The sequence below is a fragment of the Mesorhizobium sp. CNPSo 4689 genome (assembly GCF_057784325.1).
Window position 1 is genome coordinate 72,298 of sequence record NZ_JBWLUZ010000019.1, and the last position, 19,416, is coordinate 91,713.

17 protein-coding genes are annotated in these 19,416 nt (G+C 61.7%); 11 read left to right on the top strand and 6 right to left on the bottom strand.

The window, feature by feature from the left end; all coding sequences use genetic code 11:
* The first annotated feature begins 19 nt into the window (after positions 1-19).
* The 7 genes from AC04SI_RS21880 to AC04SI_RS21910 all read left to right on the top strand — a co-directional run bounded on the left by AC04SI_RS21880 (position 20) and on the right by AC04SI_RS21910 (position 5,107).
* Positions 20-352: an ArsR/SmtB family transcription factor gene (locus AC04SI_RS21880; RefSeq protein ID WP_488474869.1), complete on the top strand. Its 333-nt coding sequence runs from the start codon at positions 20-22 to the stop codon at positions 350-352.
* A gap of 93 nt (positions 353-445) precedes the next feature.
* Positions 446-955, top strand: a complete 510-nt coding sequence (locus AC04SI_RS21885) for an arsenate reductase ArsC (RefSeq protein ID WP_488474870.1) — start codon at positions 446-448, stop codon at positions 953-955.
* A 2-nt stretch (positions 956-957) separates the two neighbouring features.
* On the top strand, positions 958-1,647 hold the full coding sequence (locus tag AC04SI_RS21890) for an aquaporin (protein ID WP_488474871.1): 690 nt from the start codon (positions 958-960) through the stop codon (positions 1,645-1,647).
* Positions 1,644-2,066: an arsenate reductase (glutaredoxin) gene (arsC, locus tag AC04SI_RS21895; RefSeq protein WP_488474872.1), complete on the top strand. Its 423-nt coding sequence runs from the start codon at positions 1,644-1,646 to the stop codon at positions 2,064-2,066. The genes AC04SI_RS21890 and arsC overlap by 4 nt, the downstream gene beginning before the upstream one ends.
* 65 nt (positions 2,067-2,131) lie before the next feature.
* Positions 2,132-2,452 carry an ArsR/SmtB family transcription factor gene (locus AC04SI_RS21900; protein ID WP_436248390.1) on the top strand — a complete coding sequence of 107 codons (321 nt, stop codon included), beginning with the start codon at positions 2,132-2,134 and terminating at the stop codon, positions 2,450-2,452.
* Between the two features lie 49 nt (positions 2,453-2,501).
* Positions 2,502-3,896 (top strand): NAD(P)-binding protein, encoded by a 1,395-nt coding sequence (locus AC04SI_RS21905; RefSeq protein WP_488474873.1) that lies wholly within the window; start codon positions 2,502-2,504, stop codon positions 3,894-3,896.
* Complete coding sequence (locus tag AC04SI_RS21910; RefSeq protein ID WP_488474874.1) at positions 3,893-5,107, top strand: MFS transporter; 1,215 nt, start codon at positions 3,893-3,895, stop codon at positions 5,105-5,107. The genes AC04SI_RS21905 and AC04SI_RS21910 overlap by 4 nt, the downstream gene beginning before the upstream one ends.
* 57 nt (positions 5,108-5,164) lie before the next feature.
* Here the strand turns inward: AC04SI_RS21910 and AC04SI_RS21915 are convergent, their stop codons facing one another.
* The 3 genes from AC04SI_RS21915 to AC04SI_RS21925 all read right to left on the bottom strand — a co-directional run bounded on the left by AC04SI_RS21915 (position 5,165) and on the right by AC04SI_RS21925 (position 9,844).
* Positions 5,165-5,941: an OmpA family protein gene (locus tag AC04SI_RS21915; protein WP_488474875.1), complete on the bottom strand. Its 777-nt coding sequence runs from the start codon at positions 5,939-5,941 to the stop codon at positions 5,165-5,167.
* Positions 5,942-6,089: 148 nt separating this feature from the next.
* A complete protein-coding gene (locus AC04SI_RS21920) occupies positions 6,090-9,323 on the bottom strand; it encodes a DUF6212 domain-containing protein (protein WP_404280821.1) in 3,234 nt (1,077 codons plus the stop codon).
* 218 nt (positions 9,324-9,541) lie between these two features.
* On the bottom strand, positions 9,542-9,844 hold the full coding sequence (locus tag AC04SI_RS21925) for a hypothetical protein (RefSeq protein WP_488474876.1): 303 nt from the start codon (positions 9,842-9,844) through the stop codon (positions 9,542-9,544).
* On the opposite strand from AC04SI_RS21925, the gene AC04SI_RS21930 reads away from it, so the two are divergent.
* Positions 9,821-10,543, top strand: a complete 723-nt coding sequence (locus AC04SI_RS21930; RefSeq protein WP_488474877.1) for a hypothetical protein — start codon at positions 9,821-9,823, stop codon at positions 10,541-10,543. The two genes, AC04SI_RS21925 and AC04SI_RS21930, sit on opposite strands and share 24 nt — an antisense overlap.
* Positions 10,544-10,572: 29 nt before the next feature.
* On the opposite strand, the gene AC04SI_RS21935 is transcribed toward AC04SI_RS21930, so the two are convergent.
* Together AC04SI_RS21935 and AC04SI_RS21940 are read right to left on the bottom strand one after the other, a co-directional pair.
* Entirely contained in the window at positions 10,573-10,863 is a 291-nt protein-coding gene (locus AC04SI_RS21935; protein ID WP_404280825.1) for a hypothetical protein, read from the bottom strand.
* Positions 10,864-11,001: 138 nt separating this feature from the next.
* Positions 11,002-13,575 carry a glycosyltransferase family 2 protein gene (locus AC04SI_RS21940; RefSeq protein WP_488474878.1) on the bottom strand — a complete coding sequence of 858 codons (2,574 nt, stop codon included), beginning with the start codon at positions 13,573-13,575 and terminating at the stop codon, positions 11,002-11,004.
* A 344-nt stretch (positions 13,576-13,919) separates the two neighbouring features.
* Here AC04SI_RS21940 and AC04SI_RS21945 point away from each other — a divergent pair, with 344 nt between their 5' ends.
* From AC04SI_RS21945 to AC04SI_RS21955, 3 genes are all read left to right on the top strand, one after another.
* Positions 13,920-14,435, top strand: coding sequence for a hypothetical protein (locus tag AC04SI_RS21945; protein ID WP_404280830.1), 516 nt, complete (start codon positions 13,920-13,922; stop codon positions 14,433-14,435).
* 84 nt (positions 14,436-14,519) lie between these two features.
* Complete coding sequence (locus AC04SI_RS21950; protein ID WP_404280832.1) at positions 14,520-15,323, top strand: hypothetical protein; 804 nt, start codon at positions 14,520-14,522, stop codon at positions 15,321-15,323.
* Between the two features lie 752 nt (positions 15,324-16,075).
* Positions 16,076-18,094, top strand: coding sequence for a sulfatase-like hydrolase/transferase (locus AC04SI_RS21955; protein WP_488474879.1), 2,019 nt, complete (start codon positions 16,076-16,078; stop codon positions 18,092-18,094).
* Positions 18,095-18,423: 329 nt separating this feature from the next.
* Here the strand turns inward: AC04SI_RS21955 and AC04SI_RS21960 are convergent, their stop codons facing one another.
* Positions 18,424-19,398 (bottom strand): NAD-dependent epimerase/dehydratase family protein, encoded by a 975-nt coding sequence (locus tag AC04SI_RS21960; RefSeq protein ID WP_404280836.1) that lies wholly within the window; start codon positions 19,396-19,398, stop codon positions 18,424-18,426.
* Positions 19,399-19,416: the final 18 nt, after the last annotated feature.

Genomic DNA, 19,416 nt, shown 5'->3' on the forward strand with positions numbered 1-19,416 from the left:
AATCCGGATTTATGGATAGATGGATAAAGAAACCGCTCTTCTCGCGCTCGCAGCCCTCGGCCAGGACACGAGGCTCGAGGCCTTCCGCCTGCTGGTGCGTGCCGGCGCTGAAGGTTTGCCCGCCGGCGAGATCGCTGCGCGGCTCGACATCGTCCAGAACACCATGTCGGCGCATCTGAAGGTGCTCGATCACGCCGGGCTGGTCAGTGCCGAGCGTGAGGGGCGCAGCATCCGCTACATCGCCGACATGACCGGCTTTCGCGACCTGCTCGCCTATCTGATGGAGGACTGCTGCAACGGCGCGCCGGAGCTCTGCCAGCCCATTATCCAGGCGGTGACCTGCAAATGTTAGACCATGATCCCGAACCGAAGGACCGCGTAAGCGAAAAGAGGGAACCGGTTTTCGGAAAAGATCATGGTCAGACAAGAAGATAGGGAGGAATTGATGAGCGATCAGATCTACAACGTCTTGTTTCTCTGCACCGGCAATTCGGCGCGCTCGATCCTCGCCGAGGCGATCCTCAACCGGGTCGGCGCCGGCAGGTTCAAAGCCTATTCCGCCGGCTCGCATCCGAAGGGCGCGGTCCATCCATTCACGCTGCAGCTCTTGAAGACGCTCAACCACGACACCTCCTTTGCCCGTTCGAAGGACTGGGAAGAATTTGCGGTCCCCGGCGCGCCAGAGATGAATTTCGTCTTCACCGTCTGCGACAACGCCGCCAATGAATCCTGTCCGGTCTGGCCGGGCCAGCCGATGACCGCGCATTGGGGCGTGCCCGATCCGGCCGAAGTCGAGGGCACCGATGCGGAAAGGCATCTGGCCTTCGCCGAAGCCTACCGCATGCTCAGCAACCGCATCTCGATCTTCGTCAGCCTGCCGATGAGCATGGTCGACAAATTGGCCCTGCAGAAGCGGCTGGATGAGATCGGCCGTGATCTCCCAAGGGCCGGCTGAGCATGACCCTTGATCTGCCTCGCCGTCTGGTCGCCGAAGCCCTCGGCACCGCGATGCTGGTCGCCGCCGTCATCGGTTCGGGCATCATGGCCGACCGGCTCACCGACGATGTGGCATTGGCCCTGCTCGGCAACACCATCCCGACCGGCGCGATTCTGGTGGTGCTGATCACTATTCTTGGGCCGGTCTCCGGCGCCCATTTCAACCCGGCGGTGACGCTGGTGTTTGGGTTGCGGCGGGAGATCGAAACCAAGGCTGCGTTGGCCTATGTCCTGGCCCAGATCGCGGGTGGCATTGCAGGCACGCTGATCGCGCACGCCATGTTCGGCCTGCCTCTGGTCGAGCTTTCCACCACGGTGCGAAGCGGCACGGGGCAGTGGATCGCCGAACTGGTCGCCAGTTTCGGCCTCGTCTTCACCATCCTTGCCGGCTTGCGCGCCCGTCCGGACTCGATCCCGTGGCTGGTCGGCCTCTACATAACCGCAGCCTACTGGTTCACCGCTTCGACCTCCTTCGCCAATCCGGCGGTCGCCGTCGCGCGCGCCTTCTCCAACACTTTTGCCGGCATCCGGCCGCTCGATGTCCCGGCCTTCATCGTCGCCGAGCTTGTTGGCGCGCTGCTGGCCATGGCGCTGGCCGGCTGGCTGCTTGCCGAACCGAAACCGTTGCCTCAGATGAGATCCGCTAAATGACCATCACCATCTATCACAACCCTCAATGCGGCACCTCGCGCAACACGCTGGCCATCATCCGCCAGTCCGGCGAGGAGCCGGAGGTGATCGAATATCTGAAGAACCCCCCGTCGCGGGAAAAGCTCATTGAGTTGATCGCCGCCATGGGAATGACGCCGCGCCAGCTATTGCGCGAGAGCGGCACGCCCTATGCCGAGCTGAACCTTGGCGATGCCAAATGGAGCGACGACGAGATCCTCGATTTCATGCTGGCGCACCCGATCCTGATCAACCGGCCGATCGTGGTGACGCCGTTCGGCGCCATGCTGGCGCGGCCGTCGGAAGCTGTTCTCGACATCCTGCCCAATCCGGATATCGGCCCTTTCACCAAGGAGGACGGCGAGGTGGTGATCGGCGCCGACGGTAAGCGGGTCGTCTGAGTTTATTTCGAATTTCTTCGAAATTCAGTTGACGACCGGCTGATTCTAGGCGTACGGATATTTCCATGAAACTCGAACAAGCAGCAAAACAGCTCGAGGCGCTGGGCAACCCGACGCGGTTGAAACTCTACCGCATCCTGGTCCGGGCAGGCGAGGCGGGCAGGCCGGTCGGCACTCTGCAGGAAAGTCTGGGCATCGCCGCCTCGACGCTGTCGCATCATTTGCACCGCCTCATCCTGACCGGCCTTGTCTCGCAGGAGCGGCAGGCGACGACGCTGATCTGCCGCGCCAACTATCCGATCATGCGGGATCTGGTCGGCTTCCTCGCCGACGAATGCTGCGCCGATGCCACCAGCAATCGCGCCGCGGGAGAAGCGGCGGCGTAATTTTTTTGCCTTATATTTCGATAATCCCGGAATTATGGAAGGTAGCAAAATGAACAAGCATAACGATCTTCCGGTAGCAGTCATCGGTGCCGGCCCTGTCGGCCTGGCGGCAGCCGTCCATATGCTTCGCCAGGGCCTGCCAGTGAAGCTCTACGAGGCCGGCGGCGACATTGCCACCAACCTTCGCGATTGGGGCCATGTCAGGATTTTTACGCCCTGGCGCTATTGTGTCGATCGTGCGGCGAGGGAACTGCTGGAAGAGCATGGCTGGAACATGCCCGATCCCGAGGCGTTTCCCACCGCCAACGAGCTTATCGATCTCTATCTCGAGCCGCTCGCGAAACTCCCCGAGCTGGCGCCGGTGATCGAAACCGGCGCTCGAATTGTCGGCATCTCGCGCTGGGGTGCTGACAAGGTGCGGAGCAGGGGGCGTGAGGCACGGCCCTTCATGCTGGTGGTCGAAACTGCCAATGGCACCAGGCGTGACGGTGCCCGCGCCGTCATCGATGCTTCGGGCACATGGCAGTCACCGAACCCGCTCGGTGCCGGCGGCCTCGCGGCCGAGGGCGAGATGGAATTCGCCGATCGCATCGCTTACGGCATTCCCGATATTCTCGGTCGCGACCGCAGCGTTTACGCCGGCCGCACCACGCTGGTCGCCGGCTCCGGGCATTCGGCGGCCAATGCCTTGCTCGATCTTGCCAGGCTGGCGGATGCCGAACCTGGGACGGCCTCCATCTGGACGGCTCGCGGCACCGACCTCGTGCGCATCTATGGCGGCGGCGATGCCGACCAGTTGCCGGCGCGTGGCGAGCTTGGCGCCGATGCGCGCGAACTTGCCGAAAGCGGCCGCGTCACGCTGGTCACTGGTTTTGCCACCGTGGCCATTCGCGACGAAGGCGGTCGCCTGATCGTCGAGGGCGAGACAGAAGACGGCTTGCGACGGATCGGCCCGGTCGACCGTATCATCGCCGCCACCGGGCAGCGGCCCGACCTCACGCTGACAAGGGAGCTTCGGCTCGATCTCGATCCGTGGCTGGAAAGCGTCAAGGCGCTGGGGCCGCTCATCGATCCCAACGAGCATTCCTGCGGCGACGTGCCCCCGCACGGACACCGCGAACTCAGCCATCCCGAGGCAGATTTCTACACGGTCGGCATCAAGAGCTACGGCCGGGCGCCGACTTTCCTGCTTTTGACCGGCTACGAACAGGTGCGCTCGGTCGCGGCCGCTTTGGCAGGCGACACCGCGTCCGCCGATACGGTGCGACTGGTCCTGCCCGAGACCGGCGTCTGCGTGGTGCCGGGATCGCTCGCCTCGGCCGAAAGCGCGTCTGAAGGCTGCTGCGGCGGCCCGGCGCCGCAAGAGGCGGATGCGTGCTGCGTCGCCGATGTCGAGGCGAAGACCGCCGGCAAGAGTGGCTGCGGCTGCGGCGTCGCCGCATGAGCATTCAGTCGGGCATGCGTAGCCGCGGCACGATCATCACCGTGCTTGGGCTGACGCAGATCATGGCGTGGGGCTCTTCCTACTATTTGCCGGCGGTCATTGCGCCGAAAGTGGCCGCAGAGACCGGTTGGCCGCTGGCTTGGGTGGTCGGCGGCCTGTCGCTCGGGCTTCTGGTCGCCGGCTTGATCTCGCCGCGTGTCGGCTCCTCGATCGAACGTCATGGCGGCCGCAATGTGCTTGCTTTCAGCGCCGTCTGCATCGGCGCCGGCCAGATCGGCCTGGCGGCGGCGCCCAGCCTTGCGGCCTATGTCGGCGCGTGGCTCGTGATTGGGCTCGGCATGGGGGCAGGGCTCTATGACGCGGCCTTCGCGACGCTTGGCCGCCTGTACGGCCACAGCGCGCGTTCGGCGATCACCACCTTGACCCTGTTCGGCGGCTTCGCCAGCACCGTCTGCTGGCCGATTTCCGCCTTCCTGATGGCCGAGATCGGCTGGCGCGGCGCATGCCTCGTCTACGCGGCGGTGCAACTGCTTGTCGCTCTGCCGCTCTATCTCACGCTGCTGCCGCGCGGGGTGCCACCGCGCGGCAGCAGAACCGAAGCGGAAGGAAACGCCAAACCCGCGCCTGTGGGCGATCCGTCCCTGGCGCTGATGATCGTGCTCGCCGCCACCATCACGCTTGCCGCGGTGATCTCCTCGACGATGTCGGTGCACCTGCTGGCGATTCTGCAGGCCGGCGGCCTGGCGCTTGCCGCCGCCGTCGGTCTCGGCGCCCTGGTCGGCCCGTTCCAGGTAACGGCACGCGCCATCGAAATGATGATCGCGCGCTACCATCATCCGATCTGGACCAAGCTTGCTTCGGCGAGTTTCGTCGCCATAGGCATCTCTGCACTCTGGATCGGCATGCCGGCCGTGCCGGTGGCGCTCGGCTTTTACGGCGCCGGCATCGGCCTTGAATCGATCGCGCGCGGCACCTTGCCGCTCGCATTGTTCGGTCCGTCGGGCTACGCGAAATTGATGGGCCGCCTGGCCATGCCGAGCCTGATCGCCCAGGCGGCCGCGCCGTCGATGGGCGCGGTGCTGATGCAATGGACGGGAGCGCAAGGCACGCTCGCCGTACTTGGCGGCCTTGCCCTGTTCAATGTCGTGCTGGCATGCGGCCTGCGCTGGTTATTGGGCCGCAACAGGGGCATTCTGCTGCAGCCGGGGTAGCCGATCGCTCGAGAACGCGCGGTGAAGGCGCCAGCCCGATCCAGACTCCACAAGCCACTACATCAGGGACGCGGTCGCCAGACGACTGGTCGCGACGTTCGGCTTCTTGTCGCCTACGTACTCAACGTTCGTGTCGATGAGCCGGTCGCTGTCGATCCCGGCCGCGGTCAAAATATCCACGATCGCCTTCACGCGCTTCTTGGCCAGTTCCTTGTTTTTCTTTGCGGCGCTGGAGCCGGTGAATTCCTTGGCAGCCAGGCCCGTCAGTTCGACATTGCAGCGCGAGTCTCGGATGCTGGCGGCAAACTTGTCGAGGTCGTCCTTGATCTGCTGTGAAATCACGGAGGACTGGTTGTAGAAAAAGAGGTGAACCTGGACGGGGTCGCGCTTCTCATACTGCCGGCACGATATCCCTTGCTTCGGGAGAGTGTATAGGATGGCGCTCCGCGCCGTGTTGGTGTCGGCGGCGCCGTCGTCGACCCAATGCGAAAGCGCCAGCACCATTTCCGGCTTGACGCCTCGCGCCTTGAGAAAGTCGCCGGTCGCACTCAGCCTGCGGCCGGCAATGTCGTAGGCCTTGTCGTAGCCACCTTCCTTGCTCGCCGTTGCATAAAGCCTATAACCGCAATCGTGCCCGGCCTCCTTGATGAAAGCCGTCAGCGCGTTCGCAGCTTCGTCCGATATCTTGCCGTCTCCCTTCTTGAACAGGACACGGAAGGAATTCCACTGGGTGCATTTAGGGCCCACATCAGGTTCCTGGGCGGCCGCTCCGAAAGACAAGATGCTCCCGGCAACGACAATAAATGCCAGGACAAGACTGAATGACATCTTCATTTTCAAGGCGCCTCCTGTGCACATACTGAACCTACTGCTTCCCATGATTTCGACAGGTTAGAGCAATTCCAGGAAAAGTGCGTAGCGGTTTTCCTTCGGAATTGCGTAAAAACAAACATCCAGGTCTGCGCCGTCGACGATGCCGCCGTTAGTCCCACACCAGCAGCAGCTTGCGCCAAAAGGCGTTGGATGGCATCGGCTTCGAGCCGCGCGGCAACCGGATGGCCAGATAGATCGTCAGCCATTTGCGATCGATCTCCCGGATTGAAACCTTCAAATCATGCAGCTCGAAAGGTTTCGAAACCCGTGTCCATCCGGAGAACGCCAAGGCACCGACCGGGGCATCCCCTTTCCATACGAGCTTTTCTTCCTGCCTGCCCAGCGCCATGGCGAACTCGAATGGAGACGCTTCCTCATGAGCGATCTCTACTGTTGCGATGACACTTCTGGCGAAGGCCGGGAAAGCAGAGTTGAGGGCGGCAACAACCGGGCCATGCGTGCTCGGCCGCAGGAATATGCCGCCATTGTCGCTGGCGACAAGCAACGCCGGCAGATCGGACGGATGGTCGGTCACCAGCGTTGAATGCTTCAGCTCGTCACTGGTCATTCGGCGCATGCGTCGGCGTTGCTGCGGCGCGCCGAGGCGCGGACGCCTCGCGCCGGTCGAAACGACATGGCGGATCTGGATGCCCGAAAAGCCGCCGAGCACCCGTGCATTCGGGAGGCTGCCGCCGCACCTGACCGCGAGCAGCAGATCTCGCCTGTCGGTCGCCGGCGAACTGACAGTCGCCATGATCTCTCGCGACTCGTGCGGTCGGCTGACATCGGCCCAGCCACTTCCGCCATCACTCTCAAGGAGTTGGGCGAGATTGCCGAAGGTCTGGTTTTCCGCATCCACGATGGCGAGCTGAAACTGCGCACGACCGGTCAGTTCCTCGTCGAGGTAGATCCAACAGGTCGCGCCAGTGACGCCCGGCGGGCAGACGCCCTTCAGCAAAGCCATGGTGATATTGCTGCCCTTGGCTTCGAGAAACAGCTGGTCCGGCGATTGCTCGACATAGCTCAGCAGGGCCGGATCGTCATCGGGATACGAACCGACATGAGCCAGGCGCAGGGGTTCGGCGGAGAGATACTGCTCGCGGTAGAGCGAGGAATGCAACTCCGGCACGGTTTCCTCGGCCGCTGCGTTGAGCATTTCGACGACACCCAGGGTGAAGTCGGGGCGCCCAGCATGGGCGAGCAGCGAAACTGCGGTATCCGCCCTGCCTTCGCGTGCCGCGATCTCGGCCAGCAACTGCATCGCGTCCGCGCTATTGGGGGAACCTGCGCTCAACCGGAGATATCGTTCGTCCTTGACCCGAAGCTCCAGATTCCAGAGGTTGAGTTCTTTCTCATGATTGGCGGTGTTCGAGCTGATGCCGAGTTGCACGAACATGTCCGTATTCGCGAACTTGTGCTTTCGGAAGACGTTGATGATCGGCTTGCGGTTCCGCAGCCACTCGGCATTTCGGTTCATGCCGGTCGGCGATGAGCGATACCAATAGAGCGGCTCCGGGACGGTGACAATCTCCAGGCCGGCCTGGTCCGCCCGAAGGAAGAATTCCCAATCGCTGGCCGAAAAGCCTCGCTCCTCGTTGAGGTAGCCTATCTTGGCGAAAACCTCACGCCGGAACATCGCGTTGGCATCGCCATACGGATTGGTGATCAGGGCGATGTCCGTAGGTCCGCCGACCGGGAAATAGAGCATGTAACCGCTCTTCGTATCCGGCGGCACGAAAGGTTCGTTGAGCCACTTGGCGAAGGTCGTGCAGATATCGGCACCGGACTTTTGCATGCCGGCAACGAAGGCACTGACGGCGTTCGGGAACAGCACGTTGTCGTCGTCCAGGAACAGGATCAGCGAACCCTTGGCCGCGCGGATTCCGGTGTTGCGCGCCTTGCCGAGGAAACCGTTCTTCTGCCGGATGATCCGCCAGCCGCGCTGCACGAACTCCGGCTCGATCTCGGCCAGCAACTGGACGGCAGCTGGATCGGTGCTGCCGTCGTCAACGAGGATCAGTTCGATGTTTGGGTAGTCCTGGCGCCGAACCGAGGCAATCGCCTGGGGCAGCAGGCTGGCGCGATTGTAGTGCGCGGTAATGATTGAAACGAGCGGTGGCCGGCTCCGGCTTCGGCTTGGGGCCTTGCCGGGTTCCCTGCGGAATTTCGCGTGCAGCCTGCTCCAGGCTTTCTCACGCACGTCCCGTTTGTGCAGCGGCTTGGCCGGGCCGAACGATCGGCTTTCCAGCACTGACGCAATCTTGGCCGCGATGGCCGACGCGGACGCCTCCATCATGATGGCATCGGCCGATCTCGGATGGAGCAAGTCGCGAACGCTGCCGACATCCGTCGCGACAAACGGGATCTCCTCATCGAGGCATGTCACCACATCGAGCGGAAGCTGAGCAGCCGTGTGCGTAATCGCCACCAGTGCATGGCTTTGCCGGAGATATCTGAAGATCTCAGGTTCGTCTCGAATGGGCAGGAGCTTCAGCTTGAACGGCCACTGCTGCGCCCGGCGAACGATCATGCCGCCCGAATGTTCGCCCAGCACATGACCAAACGCGCCGACGACCGTCACCGCCAGGTCGGCCACGCCGCTATCGGCCAGGCGGTCGAGTGCATCGCAGAACAGCGTCAGTCCGCTGCGCGCCTCCGTGCCCGAGAAATGAACAATTTCGGCTGTCGGCCGCTCGCGCGGCCGGTAATGATCGACGGCGAAGTTCGAACGCCACTCCTCAGGCTCAAGGGGCGCGGCAATGTGACGGCTGGCGGGCAGTTTCCATCCCGCCTTGGTCATCCAGTCGAGCAGGGACTGGCCGGTGACGACAAGATGGTCGCACGTCTCGGCCGACGTCTTTTCCATGTGCGCGACGGTCATCTGGTCCTTCTGTTCGACCGCGCGGGCATTGGCCTCCAGCTTCCACATGAGCGGCTCATGGGCGAGCACGACGATCGCAGGCGGAGCGGGAAAAACGCCCGTCCGCTTGGCGACGGTGGGGAAATGCGCCAGGCCGCCCTCGAGCGAAAAATAGACGACGTCGAAATCATTCTGCTTGAGGTAGTGGTAGACAGCGACCGAGTTCTTGTCGCTCGCCTCATTGCCGCGCAGCAACTGGGGCGATGGCGGCAGCAATTCGAGCCGCACCAGGAAATTGTCGAAGCACCATTTGCCCAGCCTGGCGATCTCCTTCGCATCAGGCTGGCTGCCGAGCGGGCTTGGCACCCAGAGCAGCGTCACGGTGTCGCCGGTTCTCGCCAGATGCTGCGCCAGCGCGTAGCTTGCCGACCCGGGATCCGCAGTCACCGTCGAGCCGAACTCAACCTCCGAAACGATACACACGTTGCGAGGCTTCTGATTTGCTTGTCGCTTGCCCTTGGGCGTCGCGCCTGCCTTAGAACCAACGCTCAATCAGTCCCCCGATTAGTCCGTCTTGTCAGCCTGCCCCGCTCGAAACAGTCTTGCCAACAGTTGGATAACACTTTGATAATTGTCTTGCGGGCATAACGCACGTGTCTTTCGCGCGCAAACGGATTGAAGACGTTCGGATGATTGGCCTTCTACCCCCAAGACATCTCGCGCGGCTGGATGATCGGCAGATCGACATAGCCGATGGCGAGATCCTGTGCTTTGTCGGCCTGCGCAACGAAGCGACGTTGTTGCCGCATATCCTCGACCACTACCGCGGCCTTGGCGTCGACCGCTTTTTCTTCCTGGACAATGGTTCGACGGACGGCACCCGTGAACTGATCCTGGAACAGCCGGACAGCCACTGCTTCCACACCGAGGGATCGCATTTCGCGGAGAACATCGATCCGCCGCGATGGATCAACACGCTCATGAACGTCTTCGGCACCGGCCATTGGTGCCTTTCGGTCGACGCCGACGAGCTTCTCGTCTATCCCGATCTTGAGCGGGTAAACCTGCGCCAGCTTTGCAGCTATCTCGACTCGACCGGCGCCGAAGCCGTGATCGGCTCGATGATCGACATGTATGCCGACGGCCCGCTGGCCGAATGCAGCTATGACGGCACGATACCGCTCATCGAGGCTTCACCCTACTTCGATCCGGAGCCCGGATGGCTGCGAGCCCGCGACGGCTTGTATCCGCCGGAGCAGATGTTCGGTGGCGTGCGGGAACGTGTTTTCTGGCACGGCCGGTTCAAGCAGACGTTTCCCCCGTGCCTGACGAAGGTGCCGATCGTGCGATGGGGACGGGGCACGCATTATCACGTGGCGCAGCACACGATCAGCAAGGTCCGGTTCAGCGAACTGCGCGTCGCGTTGCTTCACTTCAAGTTCGTCTGGGGGTTCCGCCAAAAGTCAGCGTCGTCGCTGAGCGAGAACACGCAACTGAAGGAAAAGACGCTCGAGGAGCGCGCTGCTTACATGGAAGCGTTGGAGCGCGATCCGAAACTGGCGCTCCGCAACCATCGGTCTGTGCGCTATCGCGGCGACGCCACGCAGCTCGTCGATCTCGGCTGGATGAGAACCTCGGATCGCTATGCCGAATTTGTGTCGAGCCTGGCTGCGCGGCGCCTTGACGGCGACGCGACCACCTGACTGCCAAAACGGGAAGACGCAGCTAAGACCTATCCGCCGTAGCGGCCGCCGCCATCACCACCGTTTCCATTCCCACCTTCCGCCGCAAACTGGGACAGGCTGTTGAGCGCAAGCGCCTTACAGGCCGTCGGAGCATTCGGATAACGGTGCAGATAGTCCTCGAGCGCCTCGATGGTGCCGATCTTAAGGGCCTGCTCGCAAGCAAGCTCGGCCTCCTTGACGGGAGCAACCGCCATTTGCGCCTGCGCCACGTTGGAAAAAGCGACGCTCACGCCCAGAATACTAAGTCCACCCAACAGTAGCGATTGGATTTTACGCATTACACACCCCTTCCACTACGAACCCCATAGCCCATAATAATATTAGTTGTTAGTAATTTGTCAACCATAACAGCGGCCAAGCGGCCGTTCTCTTGGGGGATGGTTAACGGGCTCGGGGCCTGCTCGCCCGCTGGATTGCTATTCGCTGAACAGCGTCAGCTTTCGAAAGAAAGCATTGGTCGGAAAACCATTGGGCGCCCCCGCAAAACGCACCGCAAGAACGATAGAAAGCGGCATCTTGCGCCTGGCGTAAAGCATCACCACCAGGGGGTGGCGCACGAATTTGTCTTTCACGGTCATCCACCCCGAAAAGGCAATCGTTTGGGCAGCGATGTCCTGCTGCCAGTCTATGGTTTGATCGGGGCGGGCGAGAGCCAGGGCGAAGTCCGTTGCCGGTGCGTCGGCATGCGCGACTTCGACGATTGCTTCTATCTTGCGGAAGAAGGGCGGAAACTGATGATCAAGCGATGCGGCGACCGCACCCTCCAGATGCGGACGCAGGAACACTCCACCGCCATCCGGTGCGACCAGCAGCAAGGGGAGAGGCGAGGGGCGCGGTGTGAGCAGCCGTGCTCTCCTCAACATGTCGAAGCCGAGAGTGTTCGAGCCGACATCAGCGCGGTCCGGGTCACGGCGCTCATCGGCTTGGGGGCGTCCAAGCAAGGTGGCTGCCGTGTCGGGGCGACCGATCAATGCGGCAATGGCGGCAAGTTTCGCCATGGCGGCATCGCTGTTCGGCTCGACGTCGCAGAGCTCCAGATATTTCTGATTGGCGGGTGTATACTTCAGGTTTTCGCGCGCACTTTCGATCTCGGATTGCGCCGTATTCTGGGCGATGGCCAACTTGTAGAGCTGCCCCAAATCACCGAATTGGCTTGACCTGAACGCTTCCATGACGGGGAGGCGATTGTCGTACCAATTCGACGTCCGGAACATTCCGTCAGGCTTCGAGCGGTACCAGTAGAGCGGTTTTGGAATAGGCCTGAGCTTGAGCCCGGCAAGCGAGGCTCGCGCAAAGAATTCCCAGTCGTGCATGGCGTAGCCCGGTTGCTCGATCCAGAACCCGATCTGTGCAAAGACGGATCGACGCACCATCGCATTGGCATCGCCATAGACATTGTGGATCAGGCCAAGCGCGTCGGGACCACCCAATGGCAAATACTGGATCAGCCCATCGGCCCGGTCCCCGGGCACGAAATCCTCATAGAAGATCAATTGGAACGCGGTGCAGATGTCCGCGCCTGAAATTGCCATGGCGCGCACGAAATGGTCGACAGCCTCCGGAAACAGCGCGTTGTCATCGTCGACGAACAGGATCAGCTCGCCATGCGCGGCACGGATGCCGGCATTTCGCGCCGCGCCGAGATGCCGGTGCGGCCGCCGCAGGATCTTCCATCCGCGCTGACGGAAGGTCGGCTCCAACGCATCCAGCAATCGCCTGGCTTCGTCCAGGTCGCTTCCGTCGTCGACCAGCACCAGTTCCAGGTGATCGTAGGTCTGCGCTTCGATCGCCGCGATCGCCTGTTTCAGATAGAGCGGCCGGTTGCGATGGGCCATGACGATCGAGACCAGCGGTGACGATCCGGCGCCTTTATGGATGCGCCTCCGCTTGGCCGGCGTCGGCAAATTGCGTGTATCCAGCCATGACTGACGGCATTGGCTGAGGCTATCGATCGGCAATGGGCGAGGGGGATCCTTGAGCGCCGCCAGGATCGCCTGCGCCAAAGCGGCAGCGTCGGCATCGACCAGTCGCGGTTGCCTTGCCTGCGGCTTCCAGGTCTCGGCGTGCGCGCCGACATTGGTTGCAACGAATGGCAATCCCGCCTCGATGCATGCGGCGACGGCTCCGCCGGTCGATGCGGCGCGGGCGGGTATGACGGCAAGCGCGCCGGCGCGCGTGGCGTAGTCGAGCTTTGCCGCAAAGTTCGCGCGCGGCAACATGTTGAGCTTGAACGGCCACCGCTCGGCGCGTCGCAGAAGCAGGCCACCACTGTGCTCGCCCATGATCTTTCCGAATGGTCCGAATGCGGTGACCGTCAGGCCTTTGGGCGCCGTCGGCGCCAGGATGTCCAATGCATCGCACAACAGCGTCATGCCATCGCGAAGGTGCCATCCGGCAAAGGCGACAAGTTCTTTTGAGCTTTGTTTCCCGACCGACGATCGCGCGCCTGCCTGGTCGATCCGATCCTGGAGCAGCGGCGTCACCACCGCCTTCTTCACCTTCCAATCTTTCGACAACATCCACTTGCGCAGTGCGGCAGACGCGCAGATCGTGCTGTCGGCCATCTCCGCGCAATATTTCTCCATGTAGGTCACGGCAATTGCGTCGGTGCTTCCCATGAACGCCCTGTCGGCTTCATGTGCCCATTCCAGCGGCGCCTGGGCAATGACCACAACCGGCGGAGCGGCAAAGGCCCCGGTCTCGACCGCCAGCAGCGTATAGTAGGGCAGTCCGCCCTCGAGGGGCGCGTAGACCAGATCGTGGCCGGACCGTTCGAGGTAGTGCAGCAGCGCAGCGGACTGGCTCTCGGGCGTCGCCAGCGAAGGAAGCAGCTGATCGGACTTGTCGAGCACTTCCAGTCGGACAGAGGCCGCCTCAAACTCACGGTGACGCGCTGCCACCTCCTCGGAGGAAGGCACATCGCTCCCGGGAACCCATAGCAGGGTGACCTCGTCACCGTCCCCGGCGAAAAGCCTGGCCAGTTCGGCCATGGCTGTGTCTTCGTCGTCGCCAAGCCCGATCGCCCGCGTCACGACACAGACACGGCGAGGCCTGCCTTGCGGCTCTAACGGCCTCCGCTCCTTGCCACCAACGGCCATCGAAGTTCCTCTGATCCAATTCCGCCGAGCGCGCTTCCGCAGCGTGGTCCATCGACAATGATGCCTGCGCCGGGTTTACTTTTCAGTGATCATCCTTCAGCGCCATTGGTAAACCAAATCGTCAAGCAGGTTCTAAAACACCTGTACAATCAATCGACTGTTACAACTTTAGCGATACGGAATAATCAATCTTTACGCCTCCCAGCTAGGCATTGACGGCATAGCAGGAGGCGCAAATGAAAACGACAATGAAGTTTCTCGGCGCGCTCGGTTTGATGGGCGCACTGGTCTCGGCAAGCACCGCAGGTGAATTGCTGCGCCCAAGCATCAAGCTCGGCACTGCCAACGTCAAGACGATCAGCGGCGATCGCGGCGGCTATGTGATCGACTATGCCATCCGTGTGCTGAAAATGCGCCGCAGCGGCGGCTTTGTGCGCTTCAACGGCGCGTGCGACTCGGCCTGCACCCTTTACCTGGCCATGCCCAAGGGCAAAGCGTGTGTCACACAGAGGGCGTCATTCGGCTTCCACCTGCCCTATGGCGCCGGGGCGCGGGGCAACCAGGTAGCCGCGAATTTCATGATGAAGAACTACCCAGGCTGGGTTCGCAGCTGGATCGCGAAACGCGGTGGGCTCAAGGGCTCCATTGCGACCATGACATACGCGGATGCCAGCCGCTACCTGCCAACCTGTCCGTCCGAACAGCGTATGGCCATCGCAAACCTGGGTCCGACACGCCTGCGTGGCGGCTGATCGCAAGAGCCGGTGCTGAAAAGTATCGCGACGGCGGGCGAGCTCGATAGCGCCCGCCGTTGTTGATTCATGTGCAGCTGAGAATTGAATGAACAGGTCATTTGTGTATTTTCGGGCACGTCTTCGTTGTATCAGGGCCTGGTGCGAATGCAGTCTCGTCAAAAGTTCGTGCTGATCGCATCGCCAAGAACCGGTTCCCAGGCACTCAACCGCCATCTCAACCAGTATGACGGGATGGTGATGCACGGCGAGGTCTTCAATTCTGGTTTCGTCGGACTGCGCCACGACTACCACGAGAAGATGAACCTGCCGCGGGAAAGCGTCGACGTGCGGGATGCCGAACCCGAGCAGTTCATTGCGCGGATTTTCGACGATCCGGCGGCCCGCTTTGTCGGCTTTCACATTTTTCCCGAGCAGACGCGCCCCGCCATTCTTCCCGTGCTCGAAGATGAGAGCATCAAGAAGCTCTGGCTCTTCAGGAACCCGGTGGCATCCTTTGTTTCATTGCTTGAGGCCGAGGCTTCCGGAGTCTGGGTTCTTCATGCCTCGGAACCGTTGCCAGCCGGCGCCTACCGGCAAAAAGTGCATTTCGACATCGACCGGTTCAATGAGTATCTCCGCGACCTGAACCTGTTCCGGACCAAGATCAAATCCGTCCTGTTCGAAACCGGGCAGCCGTATTTCCCGATCCACTATAGTGATATCGCCGACCCTCTGGTTGGCAACGCGATCATAGCCTATCTCGGCGGCGACCAGCGCCTGGACCATTTCGAGATCGATATCGTGAAGCCACCACCGCGCCCGTTTGTCGAGCGCATCGAGAATTACTGGGAATTCACCGCTTATTTCAGAGCCATTTCTTCGGAAGCTCTGTACGCGTTCGGGTGAAGTCCGGGCGGCGACGTCCATCGGCGAGGGCACGATCGTCGCGCATGTCTTGCGGTGTCGGAAATTCGCCGGCTTTCCAATTCCTGCAGAGGCTTGAACCTGCCGACGGCCGCAAAAACACATCGGCATTCAACGCATTCGGTTAACCAGTTCTCAAGAGACGTGGTTAACGAACACTTGATTTTGTTGACTCTTTTTTAGCTCGGGCGGATTCTGGCAGCGGGGGTTTGAACGTATCGGCCGTGAATGGGCCGGAGCGCAAACTGGCGGCGGGTATTTGTATGAACATCGGCGGCAGCATGGGGTCGGCGAGCCGACCTGAGAGCGGCTTGACGGAATCGAAGGCGGACAGGTCTTTGTCGCGAGACATGCGCTTCCAGCGCATGTGCCTGCAAATTATCTGCACGGCCCTGTTGTCGTGGTTGCTTCTGGGTGCCTACCGAAGCGCCATCGTCGATCCGCAGACAACGATCCAGGGCCTTCTGGCGTCCATTCCGAAGGGGCTGGCAGCAAGCTACTACGATCTAATCGTCATTGCCTCGCTGACCGCTGTGGCCGTGTTCCTGCTTTTCCTGGCAAAGGCCAGCCGCCTCGCTTCCACCGTCGTCGCCTTCCTGTTCTACCTTGTCATCCTGGTGTCACTCGGCTGGGGATTTGCCAACATCAATCTCGTCAAGATGCTGGGCGAGCCATTCACGTTCCAGTGGCTGGTCTATGGCGACTTCCTCCAGAATGCCGACGCCAGGAACGCCATGGGCGACGCGCTTAACATCCGGGACTTCGCGACCGTTTCCGGGTCCATCGTTCTGGTCCTCGTTCTTGGCTACGCCGCGGCCCGAGTGTGTCTGCGCCTGAGCGCCACCGGCCACAGGGTCTTTCTGGGTGCGCTCGTCCTGGGTGTCGGCGCGGCGTTGGTCGGTACTGGATACCACGTGCGCGCGGAGGCGCTGCCGGCGGCCAAGATCGACAATCCGATCCTGTATTTCGTTGAATCGGCCCTGCTCAGTCCGACGCCAGTCGTGCTGACCATGAACGCTTCCACCAACGACCCGGATGTCGCCAGCGTCGGTGAGCGTCCGCCGGAAACGTCGAGCTTCAAGGCGCCGACGCCAAACCCGATCAAGAACGTGCTGATCTTCATGATGGAGTCGGTTCCGTCCAAATATATCGAGACGTTTGGCGGCCAATATCCCGTCACTCCAAACATAAAGAGCTACGCAGGGGACTCCATCCGATTTGACAATATATACGCGCATGCCCCTTCCACGCATTACTCGATATTTTCTCTGCTCACCTCGATGTACAACGACATTTCATACTATGGCATGACCACCAGGTATCCCTACCTGCCGCTGGATTCGATCTCCAATACGCTCTCCGCACACAGCTTTCGCACCGGGTTTTTCTGGAGCGCGGATTCCCGCTTCCAGCGGGTCGATGAGTTTCTGCTGAACAAGGGGCTGGACACGATTCAGGATTACCGGGGGCAGAAATGCACCACGCCGACCTTCAAGCTCAGCTCCGAGCAGTGGAAGAACATGGACTACAACAGTGATCTCTGCACGGCGCAGTCGATCATCGACTGGATGAACAAGGATTCGGGAAATCCTTTCTTCGGCATCATGTTCACGGCGATGACCCACTATCCTTACATCACCGACAGCCCGATGTTTTCGAAGATGGCGCCTTCCAGCCACGACAACGGGCTGGTCCACTACTCGGATGATGAAAAATTCAATGCCTACCTCAACGCCCTGAAGGTCGGTGATACGGCGCTTGGCGAGATCCTTGAATCGCTGAAGCAGTCCGGCAAGCTCGATTCGACGCTTGTCGTCATACTGGGCGACCACGGCGAGGCGTTCGGGGAGCACGGCGACTATGTTCATGCCAGCGCGATCTACGATGAGAACGTCCACATTCCGCTCATCATGATCAACAAGCATCTTTTCCACGACGAGGTCGCGCATCCGGTCGGCGGCATCGTCGATGTCGCCCCGACCATATTCGACATACTCGGACTTCCGCTGCCGAAGCAGTGGCAGGGGCGCAGCCTGTTCAGCCAGCAACGGCCGAACAAGACCTTCTTCTTCAATCCCTGGGCTGGTTTCCTGTTCGGCTATCGCGAGAATGATCGAAAGGTCATCTTCAACGCCACCACCGGCAAGGTCGAGGAATATGACCTCAAGGCCGATCCCGACGAACGAACCAACCTCTTCAAGGTCGATGCGGGCGACCGCAGCGCACTGCTGCAGCCCATCGCCGGATGGGTGCAGTCGCAGCGGCAGCGCGTGGCCAACCTGGTCGCGGACGCGGCGAAAGACGCTGGGCGTTGCACCGTCACCAGCCTGGAGATCGACGCTGCCGGCACCGAATTCCAGGGGCCGCCGCGCCTGGACGTTCTGGTCGACGGCAAGCCCGTGGCCCAGATTGCCGTTTCGGGCAGGCAGAGCAAGGCCGTAACGCCCGACGAGATCGGTGCGGAGATGCAGGCGGCGTCGACCGATGCGCAGCCATTCTTTGTCGACCTCAGCGCAGTGCCGAGCCCGCATTTCATCGAGCTTCGTTTTGCCAATGATCTGTGGGCGGGGCAGGGCAACGGGGGCGATCGCAACCTGTTCATCAAGAGCATCAAGGTGAACGGTCAGTTGGTGCCAAACAGCAGGCTGCACGTCGACAAGGAAACGACAGGTCGCACCGACGGCAGCGGGACCAGCATGTACAACAGTGGCTCGCTATGGATCAACGGCCCCTTCGTCGAGGGATGCGTGTAGAACTGGGCACACCTGAAGCGCGTCGCACGGATCGCGTTTTGAGGCGCGCAGCAAACCAATCGATCGCATTTTAATAATATCCGGCGCAGCGGCGAAGGGCCGTGCTCACCACGCCGCTTGCCTGAATCTTAATAAGCGTCGTCTAATATTCTCGCGGAAGGAAAGGGCTGTTCACACGGCGCAAAAGGCGATCAGCGTGAATCTGTCGCCGCTCGCCATGGATCTGCAGCCCGAGCGGCTTTGGCCAGCGGTCGAGCTGCCGTTCACGTTACTGATTTTCAGCCGGGGGGCGCGAGCCGGGGGCAAGAGGTTGGCGCAGGCTCTGCCCGCTACCTCTTGCCCTCCGGCCGCCATTCCTGGCGATACCAGTCGACGAAATTCCGCAAACCTTCCTCGATCGGCACCTTCGGCTTGAAGCCGAAATCCCGCTCCAGCGCACTGGTGTCGGCATAGGTCTTCTCGACCTCGCCGGCCTGCATGGGCTCGTTGTGGCGTATCGCCTTGACCCCGAGCAAGCTTTCCAGCGTGTCGATGAAACGGCCGAGATGGACCGGCTGGCTGTTGCCGATATTGTAGAGGGCGTGCCCGCCGATTGGTGGCTTGTCGAGGACGGCGACGACGCCGTCGACGATGTCGTCGACATAGGTGAAGTCGCGCCACATCTCGCCATGGTTGAAGACCCGGATCGGCGTGCCCGCAAGCATCGCCTCGGTGAAGATCCAGCTCGCCATGTCGGGCCGGCCCCACGGGCCGTAGACGGTGAAGAAGCGCAGGCCGGTCTGCGGCAGGCCGAACAGATGCGAATAGGTCGAGCTCATCAGCTCGTCGGCCTTCTTGGTCGCGGCGTAGATCGACACCGGGTCGTCGACGCGGTCGCTCTCCGAGAACGGCACCTTGGTGTTGCCGCCATAGACCGAGCTCGACGAGGCGTAGACGAGGTGCTCGATGTCGGGCGCAGCCCGGCAGAGTTCGAGAATTTCCAGATGGCCGGCAATGTTGGCATGGATATAGGCGCGCGGATTTTCCAGCGAATAGCGCACGCCCGCCTGGGCTGCCAGATGCACGATCTTGCGGACCGGCCGCTTGCCAAGCACCGCGGCCAGGACGCCCGGTTCGGCAACGTCCAGCTCGTGGAACGAAAATCCCGTCCTGCCGGAAAGCCGGGCGAGCCTCGCTACCTTCAGCGCCGGATCGTAATAAGCGTTCATGTTGTCAACGCCGACGACCTCGTCGCCGCGGTCCAGAAGCCGCTGGCAGACATGACTGCCGATGAAGCCCGCGGCACCGGTCACAACTATCGACATAGAACCCCCCAGAGCTTT

Bases quoted from the DNA above. Each gene is read 5' to 3' on its own strand.
- AC04SI_RS21880 (WP_488474869.1), top strand. From the start codon at position 20: ATGGATAAAGAAACCGCTCTTCTCGCGCTCGCAGCCCTCGGCCAGGAC.
- AC04SI_RS21885 (WP_488474870.1), top strand. From the start codon at position 446: ATGAGCGATCAGATCTACAACGTCTTGTTTCTCTGCACCGGCAATTCG.
- AC04SI_RS21890 (WP_488474871.1), top strand. From the start codon at position 958: ATGACCCTTGATCTGCCTCGCCGTCTGGTCGCCGAAGCCCTCGGCACC.
- arsC (WP_488474872.1), top strand. From the start codon at position 1,644: ATGACCATCACCATCTATCACAACCCTCAATGCGGCACCTCGCGCAAC.
- AC04SI_RS21900 (WP_436248390.1), top strand. From the start codon at position 2,132: ATGAAACTCGAACAAGCAGCAAAACAGCTCGAGGCGCTGGGCAACCCG.
- AC04SI_RS21905 (WP_488474873.1), top strand. From the start codon at position 2,502: ATGAACAAGCATAACGATCTTCCGGTAGCAGTCATCGGTGCCGGCCCT.
- AC04SI_RS21910 (WP_488474874.1), top strand. From the start codon at position 3,893: ATGAGCATTCAGTCGGGCATGCGTAGCCGCGGCACGATCATCACCGTG.
- AC04SI_RS21915 (WP_488474875.1), bottom strand. From the start codon at position 5,941: ATGAAGATGTCATTCAGTCTTGTCCTGGCATTTATTGTCGTTGCCGGG.
- AC04SI_RS21930 (WP_488474877.1), top strand. From the start codon at position 9,821: ATGAACGTCTTCGGCACCGGCCATTGGTGCCTTTCGGTCGACGCCGAC.
- AC04SI_RS21925 (WP_488474876.1), bottom strand. From the start codon at position 9,844: ATGGCCGGTGCCGAAGACGTTCATGAGCGTGTTGATCCATCGCGGCGG.
- AC04SI_RS21935 (WP_404280825.1), bottom strand. From the start codon at position 10,863: ATGCGTAAAATCCAATCGCTACTGTTGGGTGGACTTAGTATTCTGGGC.
- AC04SI_RS21940 (WP_488474878.1), bottom strand. From the start codon at position 13,575: ATGGCCGAACTGGCCAGGCTTTTCGCCGGGGACGGTGACGAGGTCACC.
- AC04SI_RS21945 (WP_404280830.1), top strand. From the start codon at position 13,920: ATGAAAACGACAATGAAGTTTCTCGGCGCGCTCGGTTTGATGGGCGCA.
- AC04SI_RS21955 (WP_488474879.1), top strand. From the start codon at position 16,076: ATGGGCGACGCGCTTAACATCCGGGACTTCGCGACCGTTTCCGGGTCC.
- AC04SI_RS21960 (WP_404280836.1), bottom strand. From the start codon at position 19,398: ATGTCGATAGTTGTGACCGGTGCCGCGGGCTTCATCGGCAGTCATGTC.